Source organism: Streptomyces sp. B1I3 (assembly GCF_030816615.1).
Lineage (GTDB): Bacteria > Actinomycetota > Actinomycetes > Streptomycetales > Streptomycetaceae > Streptomyces.
On the sequence record NZ_JAUSYD010000001.1, the window covers coordinates 2,944,202 to 2,969,444 of the forward strand.

22 protein-coding genes are annotated in these 25,243 nt (G+C 71.9%); 7 read left to right on the forward strand and 15 right to left on the reverse strand.

The window, feature by feature from the left end:
* Positions 1-339 precede the first annotated feature (339 nt).
* The 4 genes from QFZ58_RS13285 to QFZ58_RS13300 all read right to left on the reverse strand — a co-directional run bounded on the left by QFZ58_RS13285 (position 340) and on the right by QFZ58_RS13300 (position 5,390).
* Entirely contained in the window at positions 340-2,583 is a 2,244-nt protein-coding gene (locus QFZ58_RS13285) for an ABC transporter family substrate-binding protein (RefSeq protein WP_307125132.1), read from the reverse strand.
* Positions 2,584-2,800: 217 nt separating this feature from the next.
* A complete protein-coding gene (locus QFZ58_RS13290) occupies positions 2,801-3,352 on the reverse strand; it encodes an isochorismatase family protein (RefSeq protein WP_307125133.1) in 552 nt (183 codons plus the stop codon).
* Between the two features lie 50 nt (positions 3,353-3,402).
* Positions 3,403-4,809 (reverse strand): MFS transporter, encoded by a 1,407-nt coding sequence (locus QFZ58_RS13295; RefSeq protein WP_373428659.1) that lies wholly within the window; start codon positions 4,807-4,809, stop codon positions 3,403-3,405.
* Positions 4,810-4,922: 113 nt separating this feature from the next.
* Entirely contained in the window at positions 4,923-5,390 is a 468-nt protein-coding gene (locus QFZ58_RS13300; protein ID WP_307125134.1) for a MarR family winged helix-turn-helix transcriptional regulator, read from the reverse strand.
* 209 nt (positions 5,391-5,599) lie between these two features.
* Between QFZ58_RS13300 and QFZ58_RS13305 the strand changes: the two genes are divergently transcribed.
* On the forward strand, positions 5,600-7,360 hold the full coding sequence (locus QFZ58_RS13305; protein ID WP_307125135.1) for a TPM domain-containing protein: 1,761 nt from the start codon (positions 5,600-5,602) through the stop codon (positions 7,358-7,360).
* 45 nt (positions 7,361-7,405) lie between these two features.
* Complete coding sequence (locus tag QFZ58_RS13310; protein ID WP_307125136.1) at positions 7,406-8,116, forward strand: PspA/IM30 family protein; 711 nt, start codon at positions 7,406-7,408, stop codon at positions 8,114-8,116.
* A gap of 58 nt (positions 8,117-8,174) precedes the next feature.
* On the opposite strand, the gene QFZ58_RS13315 is transcribed toward QFZ58_RS13310, so the two are convergent.
* The 5 genes from QFZ58_RS13315 to QFZ58_RS13335 all read right to left on the reverse strand — a co-directional run bounded on the left by QFZ58_RS13315 (position 8,175) and on the right by QFZ58_RS13335 (position 13,609).
* On the reverse strand, positions 8,175-10,751 hold the full coding sequence (locus QFZ58_RS13315; RefSeq protein WP_307128850.1) for a SpoIIE family protein phosphatase: 2,577 nt from the start codon (positions 10,749-10,751) through the stop codon (positions 8,175-8,177).
* Between the two features lie 191 nt (positions 10,752-10,942).
* Positions 10,943-11,428: an ATP-binding protein gene (locus QFZ58_RS13320; RefSeq protein WP_307128851.1), complete on the reverse strand. Its 486-nt coding sequence runs from the start codon at positions 11,426-11,428 to the stop codon at positions 10,943-10,945.
* Positions 11,429-11,567: 139 nt separating this feature from the next.
* Positions 11,568-11,972: a (deoxy)nucleoside triphosphate pyrophosphohydrolase gene (locus QFZ58_RS13325; RefSeq protein ID WP_307125137.1), complete on the reverse strand. Its 405-nt coding sequence runs from the start codon at positions 11,970-11,972 to the stop codon at positions 11,568-11,570.
* Positions 11,973-12,070: 98 nt separating this feature from the next.
* The gene (locus QFZ58_RS13330) at positions 12,071-12,253 is read right to left on the reverse strand and encodes an SPOR domain-containing protein (RefSeq protein ID WP_307125138.1); all 183 of its coding nucleotides are present in this window, start codon (positions 12,251-12,253) and stop codon (positions 12,071-12,073) included.
* A 603-nt stretch (positions 12,254-12,856) separates the two neighbouring features.
* Complete coding sequence (locus tag QFZ58_RS13335) at positions 12,857-13,609, reverse strand: GntR family transcriptional regulator (RefSeq protein ID WP_307125139.1); 753 nt, start codon at positions 13,607-13,609, stop codon at positions 12,857-12,859.
* A 232-nt stretch (positions 13,610-13,841) separates the two neighbouring features.
* Between QFZ58_RS13335 and QFZ58_RS13340 the strand changes: the two genes are divergently transcribed.
* On the forward strand, positions 13,842-15,200 hold the full coding sequence (locus QFZ58_RS13340; RefSeq protein WP_307125140.1) for a glycoside hydrolase family 18 protein: 1,359 nt from the start codon (positions 13,842-13,844) through the stop codon (positions 15,198-15,200).
* 215 nt (positions 15,201-15,415) lie between these two features.
* Positions 15,416-16,531, forward strand: coding sequence for a threonine synthase (locus QFZ58_RS13345; RefSeq protein WP_307125141.1), 1,116 nt, complete (start codon positions 15,416-15,418; stop codon positions 16,529-16,531).
* A gap of 69 nt (positions 16,532-16,600) precedes the next feature.
* Here the strand turns inward: QFZ58_RS13345 and QFZ58_RS13350 are convergent, their stop codons facing one another.
* Positions 16,601-17,083, reverse strand: coding sequence for a cupin domain-containing protein (locus QFZ58_RS13350; protein WP_307125142.1), 483 nt, complete (start codon positions 17,081-17,083; stop codon positions 16,601-16,603).
* A gap of 573 nt (positions 17,084-17,656) precedes the next feature.
* Here QFZ58_RS13350 and QFZ58_RS13355 point away from each other — a divergent pair.
* Positions 17,657-18,433 carry an IclR family transcriptional regulator gene (locus QFZ58_RS13355; protein WP_307125143.1) on the forward strand — a complete coding sequence of 259 codons (777 nt, stop codon included), beginning with the start codon at positions 17,657-17,659 and terminating at the stop codon, positions 18,431-18,433.
* Positions 18,434-18,545: 112 nt separating this feature from the next.
* Here QFZ58_RS13355 and gap read toward each other — a convergent pair whose 3' ends face one another.
* Positions 18,546-19,556, reverse strand: coding sequence for a type I glyceraldehyde-3-phosphate dehydrogenase (gene gap, locus QFZ58_RS13360; protein ID WP_307125144.1), 1,011 nt, complete (start codon positions 19,554-19,556; stop codon positions 18,546-18,548).
* Between the two features lie 63 nt (positions 19,557-19,619).
* Positions 19,620-20,537 (reverse strand): DMT family transporter, encoded by a 918-nt coding sequence (locus QFZ58_RS13365; protein WP_307125145.1) that lies wholly within the window; start codon positions 20,535-20,537, stop codon positions 19,620-19,622.
* Between the two features lie 100 nt (positions 20,538-20,637).
* On the opposite strand from QFZ58_RS13365, the gene QFZ58_RS13370 reads away from it, so the two are divergent.
* Entirely contained in the window at positions 20,638-21,171 is a 534-nt protein-coding gene (locus tag QFZ58_RS13370; RefSeq protein ID WP_307125146.1) for an ABATE domain-containing protein, read from the forward strand.
* A 121-nt stretch (positions 21,172-21,292) separates the two neighbouring features.
* On the opposite strand, the gene dhaL is transcribed toward QFZ58_RS13370, so the two are convergent.
* Entirely contained in the window at positions 21,293-21,925 is a 633-nt protein-coding gene (gene dhaL, locus QFZ58_RS13375; RefSeq protein WP_307125147.1) for a dihydroxyacetone kinase subunit DhaL, read from the reverse strand.
* A gap of 538 nt (positions 21,926-22,463) precedes the next feature.
* Between dhaL and QFZ58_RS13380 the strand changes: the two genes are divergently transcribed.
* Entirely contained in the window at positions 22,464-23,192 is a 729-nt protein-coding gene (locus tag QFZ58_RS13380) for a response regulator transcription factor (RefSeq protein WP_307125148.1), read from the forward strand.
* Between the two features lie 49 nt (positions 23,193-23,241).
* Here QFZ58_RS13380 and QFZ58_RS13385 read toward each other — a convergent pair whose 3' ends face one another.
* A complete protein-coding gene (locus QFZ58_RS13385; RefSeq protein ID WP_307125149.1) occupies positions 23,242-23,805 on the reverse strand; it encodes a TetR/AcrR family transcriptional regulator in 564 nt (187 codons plus the stop codon).
* A 207-nt stretch (positions 23,806-24,012) separates the two neighbouring features.
* A complete protein-coding gene (gene aroC / locus QFZ58_RS13390) occupies positions 24,013-25,197 on the reverse strand; it encodes a chorismate synthase (protein WP_307125150.1) in 1,185 nt (394 codons plus the stop codon).
* Between the last annotated feature and the right edge of the window lie 46 nt (positions 25,198-25,243).

Genomic DNA, 25,243 nt, shown 5'->3' on the forward strand with positions numbered 1-25,243 from the left:
CAGGCGTCTCAGTCGGTCTCGAGTCCTCGTACGCCCGCCGGGCGGACACGCCACGGCTAGTCCAATGGTACGGGCCCGGCGCGTCCGGAGCTTCCCGGCCCGGTGTGCGAGACCGGTCACCAGCCACTGTTCAGCCGGTATTCAGCTGGTATCCAGCCATCATCCGGCCGGTGGGGGCCGGCCGGGAAGGGGGGTGCGGGGGGTGAGCGGCCCGGGTCTGGGCGGACAACACCTTGCCCGCCGGGGACTCCGGCGGGCAAGGGAATTGAGCTGATTCTGAGGTTCGAATACGGCTTTGACCTGCTACTTCTTACGATTCGCGGCAGATCCTGCCCCTTGTCACTTCGTGAATCCGATGTCCTCGTAGCGAGGCGCGGCGAAGCCGAAAGCGCCGACGTTCGCCAGTTTCTTGTCGACGGCGACCAACTGTGGCCGCTGATACAGCGGAATCGATCCGGCTGCGGCCCAGATCCGTGCGTCCGCCTGCTTCAGCAGCTCCCTCGAGGCGTTCGCGTCCAGTTCGGAGACGGCACGGTCGAAGAGCTGGTCGATGTGGTCCGACCCCACCCGGGTGTAGTTCTGCTCGACGAGCAGCGAGCCGTCGGTGGCGGGCTCCGGCTTGGCGAAGATCGGGCGGCCGTCGGTCGCGGGGTAGGCGGTGGCCGGCCAGGAGTAGAGGGCCAGGTCGTAGTCGCCGGAGGCGATGTGGTCCGCGAAGTAGCTCTCGTCGGAGACCTTGGTGATCACCGTGCCGACACCGATGGTGTCCAGCATCTCGACGATCTTGGCACCGACACCGCGCAGCGACTGCGAGCCGGGTCCGGACGGGAGGACGAAGCGCAGGGTGAGTGGCTTTCCGTCCTTGCCGAGGCGGCCGTGGAGGGAGGCCGGGGCGGGAGCGGCGGTGCCGGCGGGGGCGTAGGCGCCCTGGGCGCCTCCGTGCCGGCTGTCACGGGCGGCGACCTTGACGGCGGTGCCGTCGGCGCCGGCCGGGGCGGGGCGGTCGCCCGGCTTCTCATCGCCGACGATGTACAGCCCCTCGTCGCGGGAGGCCTTGTCGTCCTTCTCCTCGGCGGCCTTCGCGCTGTCCTCGGCCTTCTCGTCCTCGGCCTTCTTCTCCGTCCCCTCGGTCTTCTTCCCGTCCTCTGTCTTCTTGTCCGTCTCCTTCTTCTTGTCGGCCTCGCTGCCCGCCTTGGTGTCCTTGGGCTTCTCCACGGCCCCGCCCGGGGTCCAGCCCGCGTCCGCCAGGAGCGCCTGTGCCTCCTTGGTGTCCTGGTCGCCCAGCGCACCACTGCCGTCCTTGTACGCCGGCTGCCCGGCCAGGGCCAGGTGGCTGCCGGGCGGCTTCGCGGGCAGACCCAGCGGCTTGAGCACCGTGTCGGCGAGTTCCTGGCGGTTCAGGGCCCGGGCGATCGCCCGGCGCACCCGGTCGTCGGAGAGGGGCCCGGTCTCGCCGTTCAGCGCCAACTGCGTGTACGCGGGCTCCAGGGACTTGCGTACGGCGAAACCGGCCAGGGACTTCTGCTCCGCGGCGTACACGGCGACGGCCTCACGGTTCGCCGCCCGGGCGGCCTGGGCGGTCTCGGCGGCCTCCTCGTCCGATCCGTGGGCCAGCGCCCAGGAACGCAGGGCGGCTGCCGGAGTGGTGTCCGAGCCCGGGCCGTGGGCGGGCGGCTGCCCGTTTCCGCCGCGGTAGCGGGCCGCGCGCGCGACGGTGTTCGCCGTGGCCGAGTCGATGTCGGCGATGTCCACCGTGCCCTCGGTCAGTACGTCGGCACGCTTCTTCGGATCGACGGCCCGGAAGACGAGCGAATCGAGTTTGGCCTCGTCGCCCCACCAGCGCGGGTTCCGGTCCAGCGTGACCGTTCCCTCGTCCTTGTTCACGTCGCGCAGGCGAAACGGTCCTGCGGTGTTCTTGAGGGCGGCCCTGGCGCCGTCGTTGAAGGTGCCGGGCGACCCCGTCACCTCCTTCGGGTACAGCGGTGAGAAGAGAGCGCGCCAGTCCCCGTACGGCTTGGAGAACGTCACCCTGACCTGGAGGTCGTCCTTGCCGCGCTCGATCTTCTCGATCCGCTCGTAACCCGCGTTGCGCGCGGTCCAGAAGGCCGTGTCCCTGCCGTTCAGCGCGCGCCACTGGGCGACGAAGTCCGGGGCCCCGACCTCCCGGCCGTCGCTCCACACGGCCTGCTGGTTGAGCTTGTAGAGGACGACCTGCTTCGGCTCCCGCTCGATGACCTTCGCCGACTCCAGGTAGTCGGGGTTGAGCCGGGGCTCGCCGCGTGCGTCCAGCGGGAAGAGGGAGGGCAGCAGGGCACCGGTGATCCGCGTGGTCGCACCGTCGGCGTCGGCCTGGAAGGCGTTGAGGGTGGCGGGCACCGCGTCGATCGCCCAGGTGGCCGTCGAGCCTGCGGCGACCTGCTCCCGGGGTGCCGGGGCGATGTCCTGCGGGACGGCGACGGCTACGGGTCCCTCGCCGGCCGAGGTGCAGCCCGCCAGTACCGGGATGGTGAGCACGCCCGTCGCCAGGAGCGCGACGGAGCGGCGCTTTCGGGCCTTCCCGCGTGGGACGCCGACGTGGGCCATGGCTGATACCTCCGGGGCCGGCCCGGCCCACCCGTACCGGAATGGACCGGATTATGCGTTTAGGTGGCATTTGCAGTTGATCACACTGGTTCGCTGATCCACTGAACGCACCTCCACGCGCGAGGGCACGCCGACGCGGCCGGTGGGGCCACGGACGTCACCCGTGCGGCCCACCGTCGCGCTCGTTCCACGGCCGGGCGGGGGATCCCGGCCTCCCTCAGCCCAGCAACTCGACGATGGCGTCCGTGGTCCCGGTCTCGCCGAGCCGCGGGAAGATCCTCTCGACGCTGTTGCGGTGGGCGTCGCCGTCCATGTCCGTGACCGCGTCGGTGGCGACGGTGACGTGGTAGCCGTGCTCATGGGCGGCGCGGGCCGTGGACTCGACGCCGATGCTGGTGGCGATGCCGCTCAGCACGACCTGGGTGATGCCCCGGCGCCGCAGCTGGAGGTCGAGCTCGGTGCCGTAGAAGGCGCCCCACTGCTGCTTGGTGATGACGATGTCGTCCTCGTGCGGGCCGAGCTCGGGCACGATGTCGGCCCAGTCGGCGGCGGGCCGGCCCGACGGGGCGGGACCCTCGTTGCGGCCGGGGGCGCCTCCCGTCACGCGTACCAGGAAGACCGGGAGTCCCTTGGCCCGGAAGGCCTCGGCGAGGGTGGCGGAGCGGGCGACGACATCGGAGGCCGGATGCACGGTCGGGAGGCCGACGATGCCCTTCTGCAGGTCGACGACGACGAGCGCGGACCTGGGGTCGAGTGTGGTGGCGGTCATGTGCGTACTCCTTGTGCGGGGGTGTGAGGGGGGCAAGAGGGCGGCGGCGCTCAGCTGTGCGCCCGCAGGGCCCGGTCGGTGACGGTCAGGACGAACAGCAGTACTCCGAGGGCGGCGGAGACCGCCGCCATGAGGTGCAGCCCGCTGTCGCTCGCCGCGTCCGCGTAGGCCAGGGCGATCAGGCTCGAGGCGGCGATGGCGCCGAGGTACTGGGCGGTGCGCTGGAGCCCCGCGGCGGACCCGATGCTCTCGGGTGGCGCGTAGGCCTGGACGGCCGCCTGGTTGCTCGTACCGATGAGTCCCTGCGGGATGCCGAAGCACGCTCCGGCGAGCAGCAGGACGGCGAGCGGGGTGTCTCCGGAGAGGAACACCAGGACTGCCGATCCTGCGGTGAGCAGCACACAGGCAAGGGTCAGCGGCGCCCGTAGGGTCCGTGTGCGGGCGCCGAGCAGCGAGCAGAGGAGCGCGGTGAGCGACATCGGCAGCATGAGCAGCCCCGTGTGGCCGGAGGAGTAGCCCCGGGCCTCCTCCAGCCACTGCGTGTAGCCGTACATCACGCAGTAGATCAGCAGGTAGCTCAGTCCGTGACGCAGGTAGGTGCGGAGCAGGGCGCCGTTCCCCGCGAGCATCCGCACGTCGATGAACGGCTGCGGGCTGCGCAGCTGCCACCGCAACAGGGCGGCGGTCAGCACGGCCAGGGGGGCCAGCAGCCACCACCGGGGGTGCGCGAGGCCGAGCAGGAAGAAGACGAGCACGGTCAGCGCGGCGGAGAACAGGCCGATGCCCAGCGGGTCCGGCGAGAGCTTCGGCGCGCGCCGGCCCGCGCCCGGCTCGCGGGGCGGGTCGGCGGGGATCCAGCGGAGGGTGACGGCGAACGCGAGGAGGGCGACGGGCACGTTGACGGCGAAGATGCCCCGCCAGCCGACGACCGTGACGAGCAGCCCGCCGAGCGCCGGCCCGACGGCGGCGCTGCCCAGCGCCGCGAAGGAGAGCCGCGCCAGTACAGGGCGGGGGGTGATCCGGCCGACGCGTCGCGACTCGTCGCGGAGCACGGCCATGGCTGCCGGATAGGCCGCCGACGTACCGATGCCGAGCAGCAGCCGGGAGACGATCAGCAGGCCGAAGCCGGGAGCGAGCGCGCCGACCAGCCCCGAGGCCGTCACGACCACGAGACCCGCCAGGAAGACCCGCCGGGGGCCGATGACGTCGGCCAGCTTGCCGAGGACGGGCTGGGCGACGGCGCTGGCGAGGTAGAGGACGGAGATGAGCCAGGCGGTGTCGGTGGCGCCGATGCCGAAGGCGTGCCCGATGGCCACCAGCGCCGTGGAGATCATGGTGGTGTTGAGCGGGTTGAGCAGGGAGCCCATCAGCAGGGGCGCGGTGAGGCGGGCGCCGAACCCGCGGACGTCCACCGGGTCCGCTCCGGTCGCGGCACCGGGCCGGGGCGGCGCGGGCAGGCGGCCGGAGTGTGGTCCCGGCCGTTCGTCCCCGCTTCCTGCCGGTGGCACCCGGCCGGCCGCCGACGGGTCCGCCTCCGGAGCTCCGCGGATCACGTCCGCGTCCCTGCGGGTCACGTGTCGACCAGCCTGCTGATGAGCGCGACGGCCTCCGCCACCGTCCGGCGCTCCTCGCCGTCCAGTTCCTCGGCGATCGCGACGGCCAGCCAGCCGCGCTTGGCGGCCCGCACCTCGGCCAGCGTGGTGCGCCCGGCGTCCGTGACGGAGACCACCGACTTCCGGCCGTCGAGGGGATCGGGTGCCCGGGCGACGAGCCCCTGGCTCTCCAGCGCACCGAGGGTCAGCCGCATCGACTGGGGCCGCACCAGTTCGGCGCGGGCCAGCACCGCGGTGGTGGCCGGCCCGCCGTCGTGCAGTCGTGCCAGCACGGAGCGCTGCGAGGGGGTGAGCAGGCTCTCCGCCGACGTGCTGCGCAACCGCCTCAGCAGCCGGCCCACCACGCCCGCGAGCTCCGTCGCCACGTGTTCGGCGGTCGGGTCGGCGGGGCTCCGCTCCTGGGCGCCGGGGGTGTCGCTGGACATGCTTCCACCGTAAAGATGTACAGGCCACCTTGCAAGGTGGCCTGTCTTTTCGCCGGAGAGACCCCACGCAGCACCATGAGCTCCCGGTGGGCGGGCAGCGCGTCGTGCCCACCGGCTCCCCGCCGCCCGTGCAGGGCGGAGTGAGCCGGCCGAAGGGGACGGGGGGCGCCGGGTCGCGGGCACCGGAGGGCGGACATACCCTCCCGAATGTGACACCGCCTGCGAGCCGTACCCCGATATCCCGGCTTTCGGCACCCGGGAGTCTCCTGGTCGCCACGCTGACAGCACTGTGCTGGATCTGCCTGCCGGCTGTCCCGGTCGCCCGCGCCGACGACCCCGTCGCCCTCTTCCGCGACGGGCAGGTCACCGGCAGGGTGGGTGCGCTCGGCGACCCCGCGCCGTCGCTCACTCCGGGGGCCGCGGACCCCCTGGCGGGCGACGACTCCGGCGGCGGCGCCGTGAACCTGATCGTGCCCGTGGCCGTGGTGGTCGCCGCCGGGTTGGTCGCCGCGTACGCCTTCACGCGCCGCAGGCGGCGGGCGAGGACCCGGACCACTCCGGCGGCGGGCCGCCGGGGCGGCACGGGAGCGGCCGGGCCGGTGACCCCGCTGCCGGAACTCGACGCCCGGGCCGGAGCCGATCTGGTCGACACGGACGACGCCGTGCGCACCAGCGAGGAGGAGCTCGGCTTCGCCACGGCGCAGCTCGGCGAGGAGGCCGCGGCACCGTTCGCCCAGGCCCTCGACCGTGCCAGGAGCGAGCTGACGGCGGCCTTCCGTCTGCGTCAGCAGCTCGACGACGCCTTCCCCGAGGACGACGCGACTCGGCGCCGCATGCTGGACGAGATCGTCCGCCGCTGCGCGGACGCCAACGGCCGCCTGGACGCGGTCACCGAGGACTTCGACCGGCTGCGCGCACTCGAGCAGAACGCGCCGCAGGCCGTGGCCACCGCGGAGACCGCACTCCGCGAGCTGACGGGGCGCGTGTCCACGGCGGAGGCGACTCTCGGCGGGATGCGGGAGCGGTACGCCGAATCGGCCGCAGCGCCCATGGCCGGCGATGCCGCACAGGCACGGGACCGGCTGAACTTCGCGACGAGCAGCCTCGGCCAGGCGCGCCAGGCCGTGGACGGCGGCGCCGCCGGCAAGGCCGCGGTGTACGTGCGCGCCGCCGAGGGGGCGATCGCGCAGGTGTCCACCCTCGTCGACGCGGTGGAGTGGAGGGCCGCGGAGCTGGCAGAGGCGGCCGGAAGGCTCCCGGCCTCCCTCACCGGGACGAAGACGGACCTGGCCGAGGCCCGAGGGCTGCTCGAAGGCACCGCCGAGGGGGTGCCGACCGCTGATCTGCACAGCATGATCGCCCGCGCCGAGTCGGTGCTGGCCGATGTGGACCGGGATCTGCGGGCGGGTCCGTACGACCCCGTCGACGCGTTGCGCAGGGTGGAGGAGGCGGACGCGGCACTGGACGGGGCCCTCGCCGGCGCCCGCGAGCGGGAGCACGGCACGATGCGGGCACCCTCCCTGCTCGATCGGTCGATGCTCACCGCCCGCTCGTCGATCCGCGCCGCCGCCGACCACATCGCCACCAACCGGGGAGCGGTCGGCAGTCGGGCGCGTACCCGGCTCGCGGAGGCGCGGCGGAGGTGGCAGCGGGCCGCGGAGCTGGCCGAGGCGGACGATCCGCAGGGCGCCCTGGCCGAGGCCCAGCGGGCGGACGCGCTGGCCGCGCAGGCGCGGGGCCTGGCCGAGCAGGACGTGCGGGCCTACCTCGACCAGCACGGCCCGGGTGGTTCGTACGGGGGCGGCGGCACCGGGGGTGCCGTGCTGGGCGGCATCCTCCTCGGCGGACTCCTCGGCGGCGGAGGTGGCGGGCCGGGCGGCGGGTTCGGTGGCGGCGGGTTCGGTGGCGGGCCGGGCAGCTTCGGCGGTGCGGGCACCCGTGGCCGAAGGGGAGGGGGAGGCCGCTTCTGACCGACGGCTCGTGACGGGACGTTCCGGACAAGGAGACAAGACGCCATGCCCAAGCAGACGATTCTCGGCCGTGTCGCCCAGCTGGCACGGGCCGACGTCAACGCCCTTCTCGACCAGGCGGAAGACCCCCGGAAGATGCTGGACCACCTGATTCGCGAGTACACCGGCAACATCGCGGAGGCGGAGGAGACGGTGGCCGCCACCGTCGGCAACCTCCGGCTGATGGAGGAGGACCACCGGGAGGACGTCGACTCGGCCCGCGAGTGGGGTCAGAAGGCCCTCGCGGCCAGCAGGAAGGCCGACGAGCTGCGCGCCGGCGGCGCCGGTCCCGGCGCCGACAGGTTCGACGCTCTCGCGAAGGTCGCGCTGGGACGGCAGCTGCAGGCGGAGCAGGAGGCGAGGACGGCCGAGCCGACCATCGCCTCGCAGACCGTGGTGGTGGACAGGCTTAAGGCGGGCCTGGACCGGATGAGGGTGAAACTGTCCCAGCTCACGTCCAAGCGCGACGAACTCGTCGCGCGTGCCGCGTCCACCCAGGCGCAGAACCGGATGATGGACGCCGTCAGGAACATCGGCGTCCTGGACCCGGCGAGCGAGCTCAGCCGGTTCGAGGACAAGGTGCGGCGCGAGGAGGCCAGGGTGGTGGGCAAGCAGGAACTCGCCGCGTCGTCCCTGGACGCCCAGTTCGAGGAGCTGGAGAGCCTCGGGGCCGGCGCGGAGATCGAGGCCCGCCTCGCGGCACTCAAGGCGGGTTGAGACGGGTGGCTTCCGACCGGGCCACCCACGCGACGGGCGGGCGCCGGCCCCTTGCCTGTCAGTACATGCTCAGCAACTGCTCGACCGAGGGTTCGGCGGCCGGTTCCCCGTCGGGCAGCGCGAGCTCGAACCACACCGTCTTGCCGCGCGGGGTGCGGCGCGATCCCCAGGCCGCGCTGAGCAGTCCGACCAGTTGCAGCCCGCGCCCGCCCTCGTCGGTGTCGCGTGCGCGGCGGCGCCGCGGCTGGACGAGCCCGGCGTCCCACACCTCGCAGACGAGCGTGCGGTCGCGCAGGAGCCGGAGCCGGATCTCGCCCTCGCCGTAGCGCAGGGCGTTGGTGACGAGCTCGCTGACGAGCAGCTCGGTGGTGTCCACCAGGTCGTCCAGGTCCCACGCGGTGAGCTGGGCGCGGGCGAGTTCGCGGGCCCGGCCCACGGAGCGCAGCTCGCGCGGAAGCCGCCAGTCACCCACCGCGTCCGCGGGGAGCCCTTGGATACGGGCCATCAGCAGGGCGATGTCGTCCTCGCCGTGACTGGTGTCGAGGGTGGTCAGCACGTGGTCGCAGACGTCCTCCAGCGGCTGCGACGGTTCCGCGAGCGCACGCCGGAAGGCCTCCAGGCCCTCGTCGAGCGGGTGGTCGCGGGACTCGACGAGTCCGTCGGTGTAGAGCGCGAGGAGGGAGCCCTCCTTGAGCTCCACCTCCACCTCCTCGAAGGGTTCGCCGCCGACGCCGAGCGGCATGCCCGGCGGTACGTCGAGGAGCAGGGCCGGCTCGCCGGGTTCGACCACCGCGGGCGGGAGGTGGCCCGCGTTGGCGAAGGTGCACCGGCGGGTGACGGGGTCGTACACCGCGTACACGCAGGTTGCCAGATAGACCTCGGAGAGGTCCGCCTCACGTGACTTGTGGGCGGCGCGCGAGGGCCACTGCGCGCCCCCGCCCCCGCCCCCGCCGAATCCGTCGCTGCGCTCTCCGCCTCCCGGGGTGCCGAGGCCGCGGGCGACCTCGTCGAGCGCGGACAGCACCTCGGCGGGTTCCAGGTCCAGGAGCGCCAGGGTGCGTACGGCGGTGCGGAGTTCGCCCATGGCGACGGCGGCCCTCAGCCCGCGGCCCATGACGTCACCGACGACCAGGGCCGTGCGGTGGCCGGGGAGCTCGATCACGTCGAACCAGTCACCGCCGACCTCGGTGGCCGTGTTGCCCGGCAGGTAGCGGCAGGCGATGTCGAGGCCTGCGGCCTCGGGGTCGCCCGGGGGGAGCAGGCTTCGCTGGAGTATGAGTGCCCGCTCGTGCTCGCGGCGGTAGAGGCGGGCGTTGTCGATGCAGACGGCGGCACGGGCCGCGAGCTCCGTGGCCAGCGCCCGGTCCCGTTCGCCGAAGGGCTCGCTGCCCTTGGTGCGGGAGAACTGGACGAGGCCGACGACGATGTCGTGCGCGACCATCGGCACGGCGAGCGTGGAGTGGACGAAGCCCCGGTCGTCCCCGGGTACGTCCGTGACGCGCCCGGTGCGCAGGGCGACGGCGCAGGGCGAGTGGAACGGGTAGTGGTGGACCGCGCCCAGTGCCGGGGGCCCCGTGTCCCCTCCGGATCCCGTGGAGGTGCCCGGCAGGACCTCCGGCAGCGCGTCGGACACGGCACTGGCCTGCGCCACCCGGCGCAGCTCGGCCGAGCCGCTGCCGGACTTTTGGTGGTAGCGGCCCCAGCTGCCCGGTGCGGACTCCTCGCCGGTCAGCAGCCCTTGGTAGAGGTCCACGGAGGCGAGGTCGCAGAAGCCGGGCACGGCCACGTCGAGCAGTTCCCGGGCGGTGGTCTCCAGGTCCAGGGAGTTACCGATGCGGGCGCTGGCCTCGTTGAGCAGGGCGAGGTTGCGGCGGGCGCTGGCCGCCTCACGGGCGGCGATGTGCCGTTGGGTGACGTCGGTGGCGAGTCCGGCGATGCCGATGGGCCGCCCGGAGCCGCTGTGCACCCGGTAGAGGTTCATGGACCAGTGGCGCCGGTCGGCGGAGCCGGGTGCCGTGCCGACGAGTTGGAGGTCGGTGACGGCGTCCCCCGTCTCCAGGACGCGCGCGAGGGTGGCGGAGAGCCGGTCGGCCTCCGGCCGCGCCAGGTAGTCCGCGACCGTGCGGCCGCGGTGGTCCTCGGCCGTTCCCCCGAAGACGGTGGCGAACCGCTGGTTGGCCCGCACAACGGCGAAATCGGTACCGAACAGGACAAACCCGAAGGGAGATTGGCCGAATATCGCCTGTGAGGCCGCCAGGTCCGTCTCGATGCGCCGCAGCGCCCTGACGTCCACGACGACACAGAGCGCGGCCCGTTCACCGGCCCCGGTCTCGCTCGGCATGACATAGATCTCGGCGAGGCCGTGGGCACCGTTCTCGCCCGGCATCCGGAACGGCACGAGGCCCGTCCACTCCTTGCCGTCGAGGATCTCCCCGACCCGCCGGCGGGCATCGGCCCGCAGCTCGGCGGGCATGAACGCCTCGACCGGATCTCTGCCCACGGCGTCGCGGGAGGCCATGCCGAAGAGACCGGCGGCCCGCCGGCTCCACTGCTCGATCAGCCCGTCGGGCCCGATCGAGAAGGAGGCGACCCTGATGTGGTCATAGATCGAGCCAGGCGGGCTGCTCTGCCACATGACGTCGCCCGCTGTCCCAGGTATCTCGCTCACGCGACCGTCCCCTCCAGCTCACACACCGGACCGGTCCTGCCCGCAGTATTCAGCACTACGGGCCCCATCGGCACGGCGTTCACGATCACAGCACGGTCTCAGTCCCTTTCAGCCAGGTCCTGCCCGACCTCCGGTGATCGCTGTGTGTCCCCCCACTCCTAACCAGGCAGAGGCAGCTCGAACCACACCGTCTTGCCGCTCTTTCCGAACCGGGTCCCCCACCGGCGCGCAGAACAAGCCACGAGCTGCAGTCCCCGCCCGGTCTCGTCCTCGGGCCCGGCAGTGCGTTCGGTGGGCGGATCCGGCAGCGGATCGGAGACTTCCACCAGCAGCCCCGGCCCGTCGGCGTCCGCGTCCGGGCCCGCGTCAGGGCCCGCTTCAGGGGGCGCACCGGTCCCGCGGCCGGGCCTGGGGCCGTCGGGATGCGGCCGCACCAGCCGGACCCCGATGGGGCCGGAGGCGTAGCGCAGGGAGTTGGTCACCAGCTCGCTGACCAGGAGGACGGCCACGTCCCCCACCGCGTCGTCGAGTCCCCAGTGGTGCAGTGCGTCGCGTACGGCGTGCCTGGCGCTGCGCACCGAGCCCGGCACCGCCGGAAAGCTCCACTCGGCGCGCTCGCCTTCGGTATCGGTCACGCCGATCACTTCCCAGGGCAGGCAGCGGGGACGCACCCCCATCCGTAGGGGTTATTCGGCACATACCCGATATTCCGGACAACCTATCGCGGGAGGCGGAGGGTGGGGGCGTACGGGCGTACGGCTCCCCCGGGCGGCGGCCCGGGCTTCAGGTGCGCGTGGCCGCCCGCAGGCGGCGTACCGCTTCGGCCACGGCGGGGCGGTCCTGGTCCAGCCAGTCGACGGTGTCCGCTTCGTCCGGCGCGAGCCACCGCAGGGCGTCGTGATCCTCCAGCGGGCGGGGTTCGCCCGAGATCAGGCGGACCGTCCACACGTGGAGCACGTAACCGGGCTTCAGCGGCCACTCGCCGTCGATGCGCTCCAGCGGTTCCGTCTCCACGCCGAGTTCTTCCCTGAGCTCACGGACGAGCGCCTGCTCGCCGCTCTCTCCCGGTTCCAGCTTCCCGCCCGGGAGTTCCCAGCGGCCGGCCAGCTCCGGCGGGGCGCTTCGGCGCGCGGCCAGGAGCCGCCCTTCGTCGTACACGGCCCCGGCCACCACCACGGAATCGTTCATGGGGCGGAGCGTAGCCGCCCGGGCGCCGGAGACTTCCACGCCCAGCGGCCACGCTCCGGCACCGGCGGGTGGGCCCGGGCGCCCGGAGCGCCGTACGCCTACGGGTGCGCGCTCTGCCCGACGCGTTCCACCCAGTACAGCTGCTTGTGTCCGTGCCGGTCCAGGTCGTCCGCGATCCTCTGCGCCTCGTCCTGTGTCGCATAACGGCCGACGCGGTACCGGTTGCCGTTGTCGTCCTGCCTGATCACCAGCCAGGGGAGCACGGCACCACTGTCGGTCATCGCGCTCCTCCCCAGCATGTCGCCCCTCTCCCTGCCGGCGTGCACGTCTCTAAGGATCCCCAGGAAACCGCAGTACGCATATGCCCGAGCGTACGCCTGACCTTCACTCAGCGGATGCGTGTTTACACAAAGAGATACGCATCCGGCCATACCTCAGGGGGCGCATCCGTCCGGATGCGCCCCCTCCTCGGTCGCCATCGGCATCGGTCGGCCGTCACCCGCACCAGGGGCACCGGCGTCACCGAGCGTGGCCCCGCGACCGTCGAGGACCACCCGCACCCGAGGGAAGGTGGCGCGTGGCGCAGGGAGCAGTCCTCCCGGCCCTCGCCGGCCGCCGGCTTCGCGCGACCGTGCCGGGGCACCCCCCTGGCCACCCCGGTTGCGGCGCCGCACCCTGAACCGGCGTCGCGACGTCCGCCATGGGTGACTTCCCGCTCACCGGTTCCATGTGCGGGCGGCGAACGAGACGCCTCGAACGGGCCGTGACGTGCCGTCACGGCCGAGGGTCACCGGCCGCCCGAGGTCACCGGCAGTGCGTCAACTCCGCACGGGGCGCGGCGGGCAGGCCATCGCCCATGACCGCCGACACAGGCGCCCCACCGGTCACCTGACGGGCAGATGGTAGGCGATTCGGTAGCGGTCGGCGGGCACGATCACATCAGCCGTCTCCACTGCTCGCCCCGACGCGTAGTACGTCCGGCCGATCACCATCACCACGTGGCCGGGTACCCCGCCGAGCGTCAGGAGCTCCTCCGCCAGCCCCGGGCGCGCGCCGACCTCCTCCGCGACGTTGTCCACGACGACGTCGATCGCCGCCATCCTCTCCACCACCCCGCAGCCACCCAGCGGACCCTCCTCCGGCAGCATCACCGGCGTACGCCCCGTGACGGCCAGCGGTTCCCAGGAGGTGGAGAGCATCACCGGCTCACCCGCCTCCCGGAAGACGTACCTCGTGCGCATCACCCGGTCCCCCGGCTCGATGCCCAGACGCCCGGCGATCTCCGGCCCGGCCTCCTCCTGCTCGCTGCGGGACTCCCAGGTGCCCCGCACACCCTGGTCCGTCTGCTCCTGGCGGAAGGGGCTGGCCCCGCCCTCCGGGCGGTAGCCGGACCGGGCGATCCGGCGCGGCACCGGGCGCTCGCGCACGTACGTGCCCGAGCCCGACCGCCCCTCCACCAGCCCCTCAGCCATCAGGACCTTGCGCGCCTCCAGGGCGACCGTGTCCGAGACCCCGTACTGCTGGCGGATGCGGGCCTGGGACGGCAGGCGGGTATGGGGCGGCAGCGCTCCGTTCACGATCTTCTCCCTGAGATCGCTCGCCACGCGCAGATAGGCGGGCTGCTCACCGAAAGGCACAGGCCACTCCCAACAGGTTGACAGACAGCAACAGCCTGGCAACGGTGGGTTGAGAATCGCAAGCACGGGCCATGGTTTCACTCGATGTGATGATTCGGCGCCGACCAGCGCATGTGGTCCGGCGCGTCAACGGACTATTGACCAGATTTGGTCCAGACCAATAACTTCCCAGTGCACAGCACGGCTCCCGCTGCCCCTCCCGCATCGGATTCACGCACAGGAACGAGCCCTCATGCGCCGAAGAAATCTGTCCGGACTGACCACCGCCGCCTGCGCCCTCATGCTGCTGGCCGGCCTCGCCCCCGCGTCCGCCGCCGACTCGGGGCGTGAAGCGAACCGCCACAGGAGCCACCACGAGCGCGCGTACAGGACCGTCGGCTACTTCACGCAATGGGGCGTCTACGGGCGCGACTTCCAGGTCAAGGACCTGGAGACGAGCGGCACGGCGGCCAAGCTGACCCACGTCAACTACGCCTTCGGCAACGTCAGCGCCGAAGGGAAGTGCTTCACCGGCAATGTGCCCGGCGAGGCGGACGCCTGGGCGGACTACGCCCGCCCGCTCGACGCCGCCGGCTCGGTGGACGGCGTGGCCGACACCGACAGCCAGCCCCTCGCGGGCAACTTCAACCAGCTGCGCGAGCTCAAGGCCGCGCACCCCGGTCTCAAGGTGATGATCTCGCTGGGCGGCTGGAGCTGGTCCACCCACTTCTCGGACGCGGCGCGCACCGCGGCCTCCCGCAAGGCGCTCGTCTCCTCCTGCATCGATCTGTACATCAAGGGCAACCTGCCCGTGGACGGCGCCCGCGGCGGCGAGGGGGCCGCCGCCGGCCTCTTCGACGGCATCGACATCGACTGGGAGTGGCCGGGATCCGCCGGGGACACCGACACGGTCCACCGCCCCGAGGACAAGCGCAATTTCACCGCCCTCGTACACGAGTTCCGTACCCAGCTCGACGCCTACGCGAAGAGCCGGCCAAAGGGCGGGACGAAGCCGCGGCACTACGAGCTGTCGGCGTTCGTCCCGACGGCTCCCACCAAGATCGACGCAGGGTTCGACGTGCGTCGCGTCATGCGGGACTTCGACTTCGTCAACCTCCAGGGCTACGACTTCCACGTCTCCGGCGAGGCGGCCACCGCCCAGCAGTCCGCGCTGTACGCCGAGGGTGATTTCAGCGTCGACGGGACGGTCCGTGACTGGGTCAGGCGCGGCGCTCCCGCCCGCAAGCTCGTCATGGGAATGCCGTTCTACGGTCAGGGCTGGACCGGGGTCACCGGCGGCGGCGACGGACTCGGGCAGCCGGCCGCGGCCCCCGCACCGGCCACCTACGCCGCCGGTTACGAGGACTACAAGGCACTCAGGAAGCTGGCCGGCTCCGGGCAGTACACGGTGCACCGGGACAACCGGAACGGTCACGCCTGGCTGTTCGACGGCACCACCCTGTGGACGTACGACGATCCGCAGGTGCTCCGCGCCAAGACCTCGTACATCCGCGACCGGGGGCTCGGCGGCGCGATGTTCTGGTCGCTGGACGGGGACACGGACGACGGAGAACTGATGACCGCCGTCGACCGCGGCCTCAGCGGGCACTGACCGGGCACGGCCCGGGCACGGCCCGGGCCGTCGCGGGGCCCGGGCCGTCGCGGGGCCCGGGCCGTCGCGGGGCCCGGGCCGTCGCGGGGCCCGGGCCGTCGTCACCGCACCGCCGGCGCGGCGGCGGCGACCGGTCCGCGTCAGGCCCGCCGTCAGGCCCGGCGACGGGACAAGCGCCCCGGGAACGGCCGGCCGGGGCCACGTACATTCGTCCCATGACCGGCACCCTGATCTCCACGGCGACCTACCTCTGCCCGCAGGACGGAACCCGGGCCGAGGTGACCACGGCGAACTGGTGCTGCCCGGTCTGCGCGGGCCCCTGGGACCTCGACGTCGGCGCCCGGCCACCGGTCCGCCTCGACTCCCTGCCCGGGCGCGTCAATTCACTGTGGCGCTACGAGGAGGCTCTTCCGCTCGCCGGCCCGGCGGTCTCCCTCGGCGAAGGACGGACCCCGCTGGTCCCCCTCACCGGCCACGTCTCGGCCAAGCTCGACTACCTGATGCCCACGCTCTCCTTCAAGGACCGCGGCGCCGTGATGCTGGCCGAACTGGCCCGCAGGCTCTCCCCCGAGCGGGTCGTCGCGGACAGCAGCGGCAACGCGGGCACGGCCGTCGCCGCGTACTGCGCCCGGGCCGGGCTGCCCTGCACGGTGTACGTGCCCGAGGGGACCTCTCCCAAGAAGACCGAGCAGATCAGGGCCCACGGCGCCCGGCTGGAGATCGTGCCGGGGGGCCGGGAAGCCACGGCGCTCGCCGCCCGGGCCGCCGCCGGAGCACCTGGGACCTTCTACGCCTCGCACGTCTTCAACCCCTATTTCCTGCACGGTACGAAGACCTACGTCTACGAACTGTGGGAGGACCTCGGCGGCACGCTGCCGGACGCGATCGCCGTGCCGGTCGGCAACGGCACCCTGCTTCTCGGCGCGGCTCTCGCCACCGCCGAGCTCCTCGCCCACGGATTGATCGCCCGCCGCCCGGCCCTGATCGCCGTGCAGGCGGAGGCGGTGTCCCCGCTGGCCGCCGCGTTCCGGGCGGGCGCGGACGATCTGCTCGGGACCGGGAGTGCGGGTGCCCCGACGCTCGCCGAGGGCATCGCCATTCCCCGGCCTCCGCGCGCACGGCAGATCCTGGCGGCCGTCAGGGAGTCGGGCGGCACCTTCCTGACGGTGACGGAGGACCGGATCCGTGCGGCGCAGCGCGACCTGGCCGCCCGTGGCTTCTTCGTCGAGACCACCGGGGTCGCCTGCTGGGCGGCGGTGGGCGACCGGACGGACGGGAGCGTCGTCGTACCCCTGTGCGGGGCGGGCCTCAAGACGGGGATGGCCCTCTGAGGGCGGTGCCCTCCGGGCCGTGCCGTCGAAGGCCGAGCCGCCGGGCGCCCCGGCCGGAAGGCCGGACCGTCAGTCGGTCCAGTACGTGTCGTGCTTGGCGAAGAACTCGGCGCGCTCCTTCTCCGGCCAGTCGGACACCTGCGACACCTTCTCGAAGTACTCCTCGCGCGGTGCCCCCGGCGTGAAGAGCAGCAGCATCGACGCGGGCTCGTCGGAGTCGTTGCGGAAGGCGTGCAGGCCTCCCTGCGGCACGTGGAGGAAGTCACCCGGCACGGTGTCGGTCCACTGCTCGCCGTTGTAGATCCGTACCGTCCCGCCGAGGATGAAGAACGACTCGGAGATCGAGCGGTGGAAGTGCGTGGCCGGACCGCCCGCCCGGGGGGCCATGTCGATGCGGTAGAGCCCGAACTCACCGCGTGTGGTCTCCGTCGTCGCCAGGTAGTGCGTGCTGCCACCGGTGCGCGTCAGCAGATCAGGAGCGGTGTCCGCGGGCCGGTACTGCGCACTGATCTCGCCCTCACCGGCGGTGTAGGTGGGTTCCGGGTACGACATGGCGTTCTCCCTGTCCGGTCGCGGTCCTGGTCGCGTCCTGTTCGCTGTGCCTTCCCGGCTCCGCGCGGTGGGCCCGGCGTCGCGTGACCGCACGGGCGCCGGACACGCGACGCCGGCCGGGAGGACCGGCCGGCTCCTCACCCCACGGTACGACGGGGCCTTCGTCCCCGGGACGCCGTGCCGTGAGAGGGCCTCGTCGGCGGTCGCGAGGTGCCCGCCGCGCAGACTCTCCTCCCGCATTGCGGCACCCTCGTCACCTCACCGGGCCGGGCCACCCCGGAGCCCGCCGTCCGAACGCGCTGTTACCTTCGGTCCATGGCCGCATCGGGTGATCCTGCTCAGGCGGATCGAGCGGTTCCTTCCGGACGACGGTCACCTGCCGTACGAGCTCATGTCCGAGGAGCCGGAACAATGACGCCCCCGCAGGACGACTGCCCGTGCGGCGCCGGACCGGACCACGGCGCACCGGCCGCCGGACGGAAGCGAGCCTTACGCTGACGGGTGCCTCGGCCCCAGCGGGTGTATGTTCCCTTCCTGAATGGTATTCCGTAATACTGAATGCGAGTAAAGGTCATGGTGCAGTCTGTTCAGCGTGCGGTGAGCATCCTCCGCGAACTGGCGTCAGCCGGCCCTCGCCTGGGTGTGACTGAGATCGCTGAACGGATCGGTGTGTCCAAACCGACCGTGCACGCACTGCTGCGCACGCTGGAGGCCGAGGGGTTCGTCCGCCAGGAGAAGGAGACCAGCAAGTACCTCCTGGGCTCTGCGCTGCTGCGTCTCGGCAACTCCTACCTGGAGACACAGGAGTTGCGGTCGCGCACGCTGCCCTGGGCCGACGGTCTCGCGGAGCGCACCGGGGAGGCGGTATGGGTCGCCGTACTCGACGGCCGGCACGTCCTCGTCGTGCACCACGCGTTCCGGCGCGGCAGCGGGGTCCAGATCCTCGAACTCGGCGCCACCATTCCCTGGAACACCTGCGCCCTGGGCAAGGCGATGGTCGCGTTCCTGCCGCAGAAGGAGCAGGAGGTGCTGCTCCAGGGGGAACTGGCCACACTGACCGGGCAGAGCGTGGTCGATTCCGGCGTCCTCGCGGGCCAGCTGGAAGAGATCAGGCGGCTCGGCTACGCGCAGGAGGACCAGGAGAGCGCGCTGGGCGAAGCCGGCATCGCCTCACCGGTCTTCGAGCGCCACGGGCACGTGGCGGGCGCCATCGGCGTCGTCGGCTCCACCGAACGGCTCCTCACCGAGGAGTGTAGGCAGCAGCACGCCGTCGCCGTACGCGAGGTCGCGACCCTGCTGTCGCGGGAGCTCGGGGCCGGGCGGGGCATCGCCTGGCAGGCATTCGGCTGATCGCCGGCGGTCCGCTCCGCCGCACGGCACGAAAGACGTCCTGCCCCGAGCGGCCGCGGCCGCTCGGGGCAGGACGACGGGTGACCGCACCCGCGCGGCCACCCGTCGTGGATCAGGCCTCGGCGCCGAGCAGTCGCGCGACGTCGATCAGCCGGTGGGAGAAGCCGGACTCGTTGTCGTACCAGCCGAAGACCTTCGCGTGGCGACCGTCGCCGGTGACCGTCGTCAGCTTGGAGTCGAAGATGCAGGACGCCGGGTCGCCGACGATGTCGGACGAGACGAGCGGGGCGTCCGTGTAGCGCAGGACACCGGCCAGCGGACCGGCCGCCGCCTCAGCGAAGAGCCCGTTGATCTCTTCGACGGTCGTCGGCCGCGACAGGTACACGGACAGGTCGGTCAGCGAGCCGACCGGCACGGGGACGCGCAGGGACAGGCCCGCGAGCCGGCCGTTCAGCTCGGGCAGGACGAGGCCGATGGCCTTGGCGGCACCGGTCGAGGTGGGCACGACGTTGATCGCGGCCGAGCGGGCGCGCCTGGGGTCCTTGTGCGGACCGTCCTGCAGGTTCTGGTCCTGCGTGTACGCGTGCACCGTGGTCATCAGACCGTGCTCCACGCCGAGCCCGTCGTGCAGCACCTTGGCGAGCGGCGCCAGGCAGTTCGTCGTGCACGACGCGTTCGAGACGACGTGGTGGTTCGCCGGGTCGTACTTCGCGTGGTTGATGCCGTACGCGAGCGTGATGTCCTCGTTCGACGCGGGCGCCGAGATGAGTACCTTCCGCGCACCCGCCTCGAGGTGCACGGCGGCCTTCTTGCCGTCGGTGAAGATACCGGTGGACTCCACCACGACGTCGATGCCGAGCTCACCCCAGGGGAGCTTGCCGGGCTCGCGCTCCGCGTAGACCGCGATCTTCCGGCCGTCGATCACGAGGGAGTCACCGTCGACCTCGACCTCGGCGTTCAGGCGGCCCATGGTGCTGTCGTAGGAAAGCAGGTGCGCGAGGGTCGCCGCGTCGGTGAGGTCGTTCACCGCGACAACTTCAAGATCGGTTCCATGGGTGAGTGCGGCGCGCAGGAACCCACGCCCGATGCGGCCGAATCCGTTGATGGCGACCTTGATACTCATGTCTCTTCTCTTCTCTGTCTGTACGTGTGCGTCGCGGAGCGGCATAGCGGGTGACGACCTTGTCTACCTGCGCGCCGCGAGCAGAACACCGACCCCTCCGAGGAGCAGGCCGATGATCGCGGAGTAACCGAGCGTCTGACCGATGACCAGCCAGGCAAGCAGGGCGGTGACGGCCGGAGTGAGGAAGAAGAGCGTGCCCACCCGGCTGGCGGCCTGCTTCTTGAGCATGAAGTTGAGCAGGAGGAACGTGCCCACCGAGTTGACCAGGACGATCCACGCCAGTGAACCCCCGAACGCGCCCCAGTCGGACACCTTCGGGTCCTCCAGGGTCAGGGTCAGGATGCCCATCACGGGTGCACTGGCGAGGAAGTGCACGGCCGTACTGCTGCGGACGTCCGCACCCTGGGTGAAGCGCTTCTGGTAGACCGTGCCCGCGCTCAGGCCGAGCAGTCCCACGAAGGACAGCACGATGGCGGCGGCGGAGAAGTGCAAGGCGCCCGCGACCGCGAGGGCCACACCCGCGCCGCCCACGGCGAAACCGAGCCACTGCCGCCTGGTGATCTCCTCACCCAGGAACAGCCCGGCCAGCAGGGCGATCAACACGGGGTTGAACCCCTGGATCAGCGCGACGACACCGCCGGGCAGGCCCGCACCGATGGCCGTGTAGAAGGCGCCGAACTGCACCGCCTGCATCAACAGACCGGTGACGATCACATGCAGGAGCAGACGGCCCTTGGGCCAGGGTGACCTGCTCACCACGGCGATCACGGCCAGCAGGACGCCGGCGACCGCGAAGCGGGAGAACGTCAGCAGCAGGGGAGGCGCCGCATCGGTACCGAGCACCGCCGCGATGAACGCGCTGCTCCACAGCACCACGAAGACGGCGGGGATCACCGCGTTGGCCCGAGCCGGCGGAGCAGTGGCCTGCGGCTCCTCGGCCGCTGCCTCGACCGTGGCGGGTTTCGGGTCGGCGCCTTGCATTGCAGTGGTGGCCTCTCACTGAGGAAGTAACCAGATCAGTAGGTTATTCAGGACACTACAGGGGCCTCGATGAACCAGTCAACGCGGTTACTCTTGAGGGATGAACTTCGCATTTGTCAGCGGCAGCGTGGCCCTTGACTTCGTCGGCACCGTGCAGAGCCGGCGTGATGCCCCGCTGGACCTGCTCACCACGACGGCCCAACTCTCCGAGTGGACCGCCTCATCCGGAATCCTCGACGCCGCCACGACAGCGACCCGGGGCGACCTGGCCTCGGCGGTCCGTCTGCGCGAGGCGATCTACCGCCTCATGCTCGCCGCGGCCGACCACTCGGCCTACCCCCCCGAGGACTGCGCCACGGTCAATCGCGCCGCGACCCCCAATCCGGTACGCACCGAGCTCCGGCCCGACGGCACGGTGCGGCATCACGGAACGGTCGGCGCCGTCCTGTCGACCGTGGCCCGGGACGCGATCCAGCTGATGACCGACACGCCCCAGCTGGTGAAGGAGTGCGCGGCACCGCGCTGCACCCGGCTCTACGTCGACCGGTCCCACCGCGGCTCGCGCCGCTGGTGCGACATGACCCGGTGCGGCAACCGCGCCAAGGCAGCCCTCTACCGCTCCCGCCACGCCTGACCACCGGCGCCCGGGAGGCGGGCCCGCCTCGCCTCCTCGGGCAGCTCGACCGCCGGGCGGCAGGACACCCGGCGCGTGTCCACGTGCCCGGTCGGACACATACGCGTGTCCACGTCCCCGGTCAGACACATGCACGGGCGGATGACACCACCTCGGCCAGGGAACGGAAGAGCAGTTCCGTTGAGACGGCCCCCGGGTCCAGATATCCGATGCTGCGATGGCCCAGGTAGGACGCCCGCCCTTTGCGCGCCAACAGCGGGATCGTGGACTCCGCTCCGGCGCTCGCCGCCGACGCGGCCGCGGAGGTCGCACGGCGCAGACAGCTGATCTCGACGCAGGAACCGCGGAAGGCCGCCAGGGCGGGCACGAAGGCATCCACCATGGTCTTGTCCCCCGGGGCGGCGGCCCCCAGCTTGACGATGACGGCGAGCCCGGCGTCGAGGGCGTCCGTGAACATGTGGGGATCGGCCTCGGTGGTCGCCAACTCGGCCCCCATCGCCTGGAAGGCACTGCCGTACAGCACCCCCGAAGCGCCACCGACCCGGGTCAGGAGCAGCGCTCCCACCTCGCTCAGCACTCCCCCCACGGAGTCCGGTACGTCACCCTCGTCCAGCCATCGGCAGACATACGAGAGCCCCCGGCAGAGGTTCACTCCGTGATCGCCGTCGCCGATCGCGGAGTCGAGGACGGTGAGGTGGCTCTTGTTGGCGTAGGTCGCTCTTGCAAAGGCTCGTAACCAGTCTCGAGCCAGCACGACATCCACTCGGTTTCCCTTCAGCCGTGACGATAGGGGGACGCCGTCCCTCGACCACACTGTCAAGCGACATCACAGGGTGCTCACACAGGAGCTGGAACCGCAGCAGAAACCCGATCGTAAGGCGTGGGGCAGGTGAGGACAACGAGCGACGGAGTAAAGAGAAGCCCAAGTAGGCCTTCTGTCCGAGGGGTGGACACCCTCATCCACTGTTCATACGAAGGCATTTGACGCTTCATCTACTCACGGTCGCAGGTGACACGCGCACGCACCCCCGCGCCGGCGCGACGTACCGCGCGAGGGCGTCGACGAGCCCGCCCACATACCGGCCCCCGAACCGGCGCACCGCCGGCCCGCGCCGGCCGGCCGGCACTCCGGACGGAGGGGTGGGCGAAGGCCCGGGGGCCCCGAGGGAGCGTCACCGGCGACTGTGGCGAGGCACACTTTTACGGAAACGCTGTTCAGCATTGCTGAATGACATTCTGCGAACTAGGCTCGGGCCCGGTCCAGACCGCACAGCTAAGTGAAGGACGCAGACATGTCTCTGGAGCGTGAACTCTTCGGCGCCGACCATGCCGCCGACGAAAGAGTACGAGTACTGGTGGCGGACCACGACCCGATATCGCGACACGTCCTCACGAGCGTCCTTCACAGATCGCCGCATCTGGAGGTGGTCGGCAGTGTGAACGAACAACAGCCGCTGCACCAGTGGCCGTTGGAGCGGATCGACGTGGTGGTCCTGGTGTCCGTCCCGCGCGAGAACGTGACGCAGCTGGTGCGTCAGCTGGAGTCGCGGAAGGTGCGCGTGCTGCTCGTGGGCACCACTTGGAGCAAGCGACGGCTCGACGCCGCCTTCGCGGCCGGCGCCACCGGGTGCCTGGTGAAGAACATCCAGGTCGCCGGGTTGTCGGCGGCCATCCGCGCGGTGGCCTCCGGACACACCGTGCTGTCACCGGAGTTGCGCGTCCTCTACGCGCAGCGGATGCCCGTGTCGTCGAGCGCGCACACGGCCGGGTCCGAGCAGCTGCTGCACACGCTGACCTCACGTGAGCGGGAGGTGCTGAAGAGCCTGGCGGAAGGTATGTCGACGGCTGAGACGGCGGCCCAGCTGCACGTGTCGCCGGCCACGGTCAAGAGTCACGTGTCGCACGCGCTGACCAAACTCGGTGCCCGCAACCGTCTTGAAGCCGTTCTGCTCTTCCAGCGTTCCTACGGCCTCGACACGGAGACGGTGCCGGGCGGACAACTGGCGGCCATGGTCGGGTGAGGCGTCTTCCCGGACCGCACCGTCCGGCTGCCGGGCGGTGGTTCCGCGTTCAGGCCGCGAGCCGGTTCAGCATGCTCAGCAGGCCGTTGACGGCTTGGTCGAACGATGCGGCGGAGCCGGACGCGCGGGCCAGTACGTAGCCGCCCTGGACGACGGCGAGGATGGCCGCGGCCGTGTCGGCGGGGTCGAGGGCGTCGCCTTCGTCCTTCCCCTCCTGGCCCTCGGACAGAACCGCGGTGAGACGCTGCTGCAGCCAGGCGAACGTCTCCTCCACGGGCTGCCGCATCCGGTCGTCGTCGACGATTTCCGGGTCCGCCGTCAGACGCCCGACGGGGCAGCCGCGCAGCACGTCCGACGCGCCGGCCGAGTAGGAGGCTATCCGGTCGAGTGATGTGCCGGAGCTCGACAGCCGCTGTTCCGCCTCCTCCTTCACCTCCTCGGCACTGCACCGGATCGCCGCCAGGGCAAGGTCCGCCTTCCCGGTGAAATGGTGGTACATGCTCCCCTGCCCCACCCCCGCCCGTTGCAGTATCGCCTTGGGGCTGGTGGCGGTGTAACCCCGGTCCCAGAGCAGTTCACGCGTGCTTTCGATCAGGCGTTCCGCGGTGTTCATGGACTTCATTGTGCAGCCACCCGCCGCACCCGGCACCGCACTTGTCCGGGAGCCGTCCCCTGGGGCGGACCCCGGTCCGCACCGAGGTGATGAGCCCTCGTCGGCCGGGAGTTGGAGAACCGGTGAGCCCGGCGGCGGGTGAGTATGACGGGGCAGTCCTCGGCGTCCAGCTCGGGCCGCAAGCTCCGTCGCCGGACGTCGAGCACGTCACCTCACCACCAGGTTGTCCAGGTAGCCGCGCACATTGCGGTGGGTCTCGGTGACGTGGTCGCCGCCGAACTTCTCGGCCACCGCGTCCGCGAGGACCAGGGCGACCATCGCCTCCGCGACGATTCCGGCGGCCGGCACCGCGCACACGTCGGAGCGCTGGTGATGGGCCCTGGTCGCCTCGCCGGTGCGGGTGTCGACGGTGGCGAGCGCCCTCGGCACCGTGGCGATCGGCTTCATGGCCGCGCGCACCCGCAGCGGCTCACCCGTCGACAGACCGCCCTCGGTACCCCCCGAGCGGCCGGACGCGCGGTACACACCGTCCGCGCCCGGCAGGATCTCGTCGTGCGCGCGCGAACCCACCACCCGGGCGAGCTCGAATCCGTCGCCCAGTTCCACGCCCTTGATGGCCTGTATGCCCATCAGCGCCGCCGCGAGCCGTGCGTCGAGCCGCCGGTCCCAGTGCACGTGCGAGCCGAGGCCCACCGGCACCCGGTAGGCGACCACCTCGACGACACCACCGAGGGTGTCACCGTCCTTGCGGGCCTGCTCTATCTCGACGACCATCCGTTTCGAGGCGTCCACGTCCAGGCAGCGCACCGGATCCGCGTCCAGGCGTGCCTCGTCGTCCGGCACCGGCAGCGACCCGGCGGGGGCCCTGGCCGCGCCCAGCTCCACCACGTGGGAGACCAGCTCGATGCCGCAGGTCCGCCGCAGGTAGGAGCGGGCCACGGCACCGATCGCAACGCGCGCCGCGGTCTCCCGGGCGCTGGCGCGCTCCAGGACCGGACGGGCTTCGTCCAGCGAGTACTTCTGCATGCCAGCCAGGTCCGCGTGGCCGGGCCGGGGACGGGTCAGGGGCGCGTTGCGGGCCAGCCCGGACAGCACCTCCTCGTCCACCGGGTCGGCGGACATGACCTGCTCCCACTTCGGCCACTCGGTGTTGCCCACCATGATCGCCACCGGGGAGCCCAGCGTCAGACCGTGCCGGACGCCTCCCAGGATGGTCACCTCGTCCTGCTCGAAGTTCATCCGGGCGCCGCGGCCGTGACCGAGCCGCCGCCGCGCCAGCGCCCCGGCCACCGTCCCCGTGGTGACCGGCACGCCCGCGGGCAGGCCCTCCAGCGTCGCGACGAGTGCGGGGCCGTGCGACTCCCCTGCTGTCAGCCAGCGCAGGCTACTCATGAGCGCCACGTCCTTTCGCGTCCCTCTGCCGGTGCCGCGCCGTGGC

Excerpts from the sequence above, each read along its gene's own strand:
- QFZ58_RS13290 (WP_307125133.1), bottom strand. The coding sequence starts at position 3,352 with ATGACCGCCACCACACTCGACCCCAGGTCCGCGCTCGTCGTCGTCGAC.
- QFZ58_RS13370 (WP_307125146.1), top strand. The coding sequence starts at position 20,638 with ATGAACTTCGCATTTGTCAGCGGCAGCGTGGCCCTTGACTTCGTCGGC.
- QFZ58_RS13355 (WP_307125143.1), top strand. The coding sequence starts at position 17,657 with ATGGTGCAGTCTGTTCAGCGTGCGGTGAGCATCCTCCGCGAACTGGCG.
- QFZ58_RS13345 (WP_307125141.1), top strand. The coding sequence starts at position 15,416 with ATGACCGGCACCCTGATCTCCACGGCGACCTACCTCTGCCCGCAGGAC.
- gap (WP_307125144.1), bottom strand. The coding sequence starts at position 19,556 with ATGAGTATCAAGGTCGCCATCAACGGATTCGGCCGCATCGGGCGTGGG.
- QFZ58_RS13380 (WP_307125148.1), top strand. The coding sequence starts at position 22,464 with ATGTCTCTGGAGCGTGAACTCTTCGGCGCCGACCATGCCGCCGACGAA.
- QFZ58_RS13310 (WP_307125136.1), top strand. The coding sequence starts at position 7,406 with ATGCCCAAGCAGACGATTCTCGGCCGTGTCGCCCAGCTGGCACGGGCC.
- QFZ58_RS13315 (WP_307128850.1), bottom strand. The coding sequence starts at position 10,751 with ATGTGGCAGAGCAGCCCGCCTGGCTCGATCTATGACCACATCAGGGTC.
- aroC (WP_307125150.1), bottom strand. The coding sequence starts at position 25,197 with ATGAGTAGCCTGCGCTGGCTGACAGCAGGGGAGTCGCACGGCCCCGCA.
- QFZ58_RS13330 (WP_307125138.1), bottom strand. The coding sequence starts at position 12,253 with ATGACCGACAGTGGTGCCGTGCTCCCCTGGCTGGTGATCAGGCAGGAC.
- QFZ58_RS13325 (WP_307125137.1), bottom strand. The coding sequence starts at position 11,972 with ATGAACGATTCCGTGGTGGTGGCCGGGGCCGTGTACGACGAAGGGCGG.
- QFZ58_RS13385 (WP_307125149.1), bottom strand. The coding sequence starts at position 23,805 with ATGAACACCGCGGAACGCCTGATCGAAAGCACGCGTGAACTGCTCTGG.
- QFZ58_RS13300 (WP_307125134.1), bottom strand. The coding sequence starts at position 5,390 with ATGTCCAGCGACACCCCCGGCGCCCAGGAGCGGAGCCCCGCCGACCCG.
- QFZ58_RS13365 (WP_307125145.1), bottom strand. The coding sequence starts at position 20,537 with ATGCAAGGCGCCGACCCGAAACCCGCCACGGTCGAGGCAGCGGCCGAG.
- QFZ58_RS13350 (WP_307125142.1), bottom strand. The coding sequence starts at position 17,083 with ATGTCGTACCCGGAACCCACCTACACCGCCGGTGAGGGCGAGATCAGT.
- QFZ58_RS13285 (WP_307125132.1), bottom strand. The coding sequence starts at position 2,583 with ATGGCCCACGTCGGCGTCCCACGCGGGAAGGCCCGAAAGCGCCGCTCC.
- QFZ58_RS13340 (WP_307125140.1), top strand. The coding sequence starts at position 13,842 with ATGCGCCGAAGAAATCTGTCCGGACTGACCACCGCCGCCTGCGCCCTC.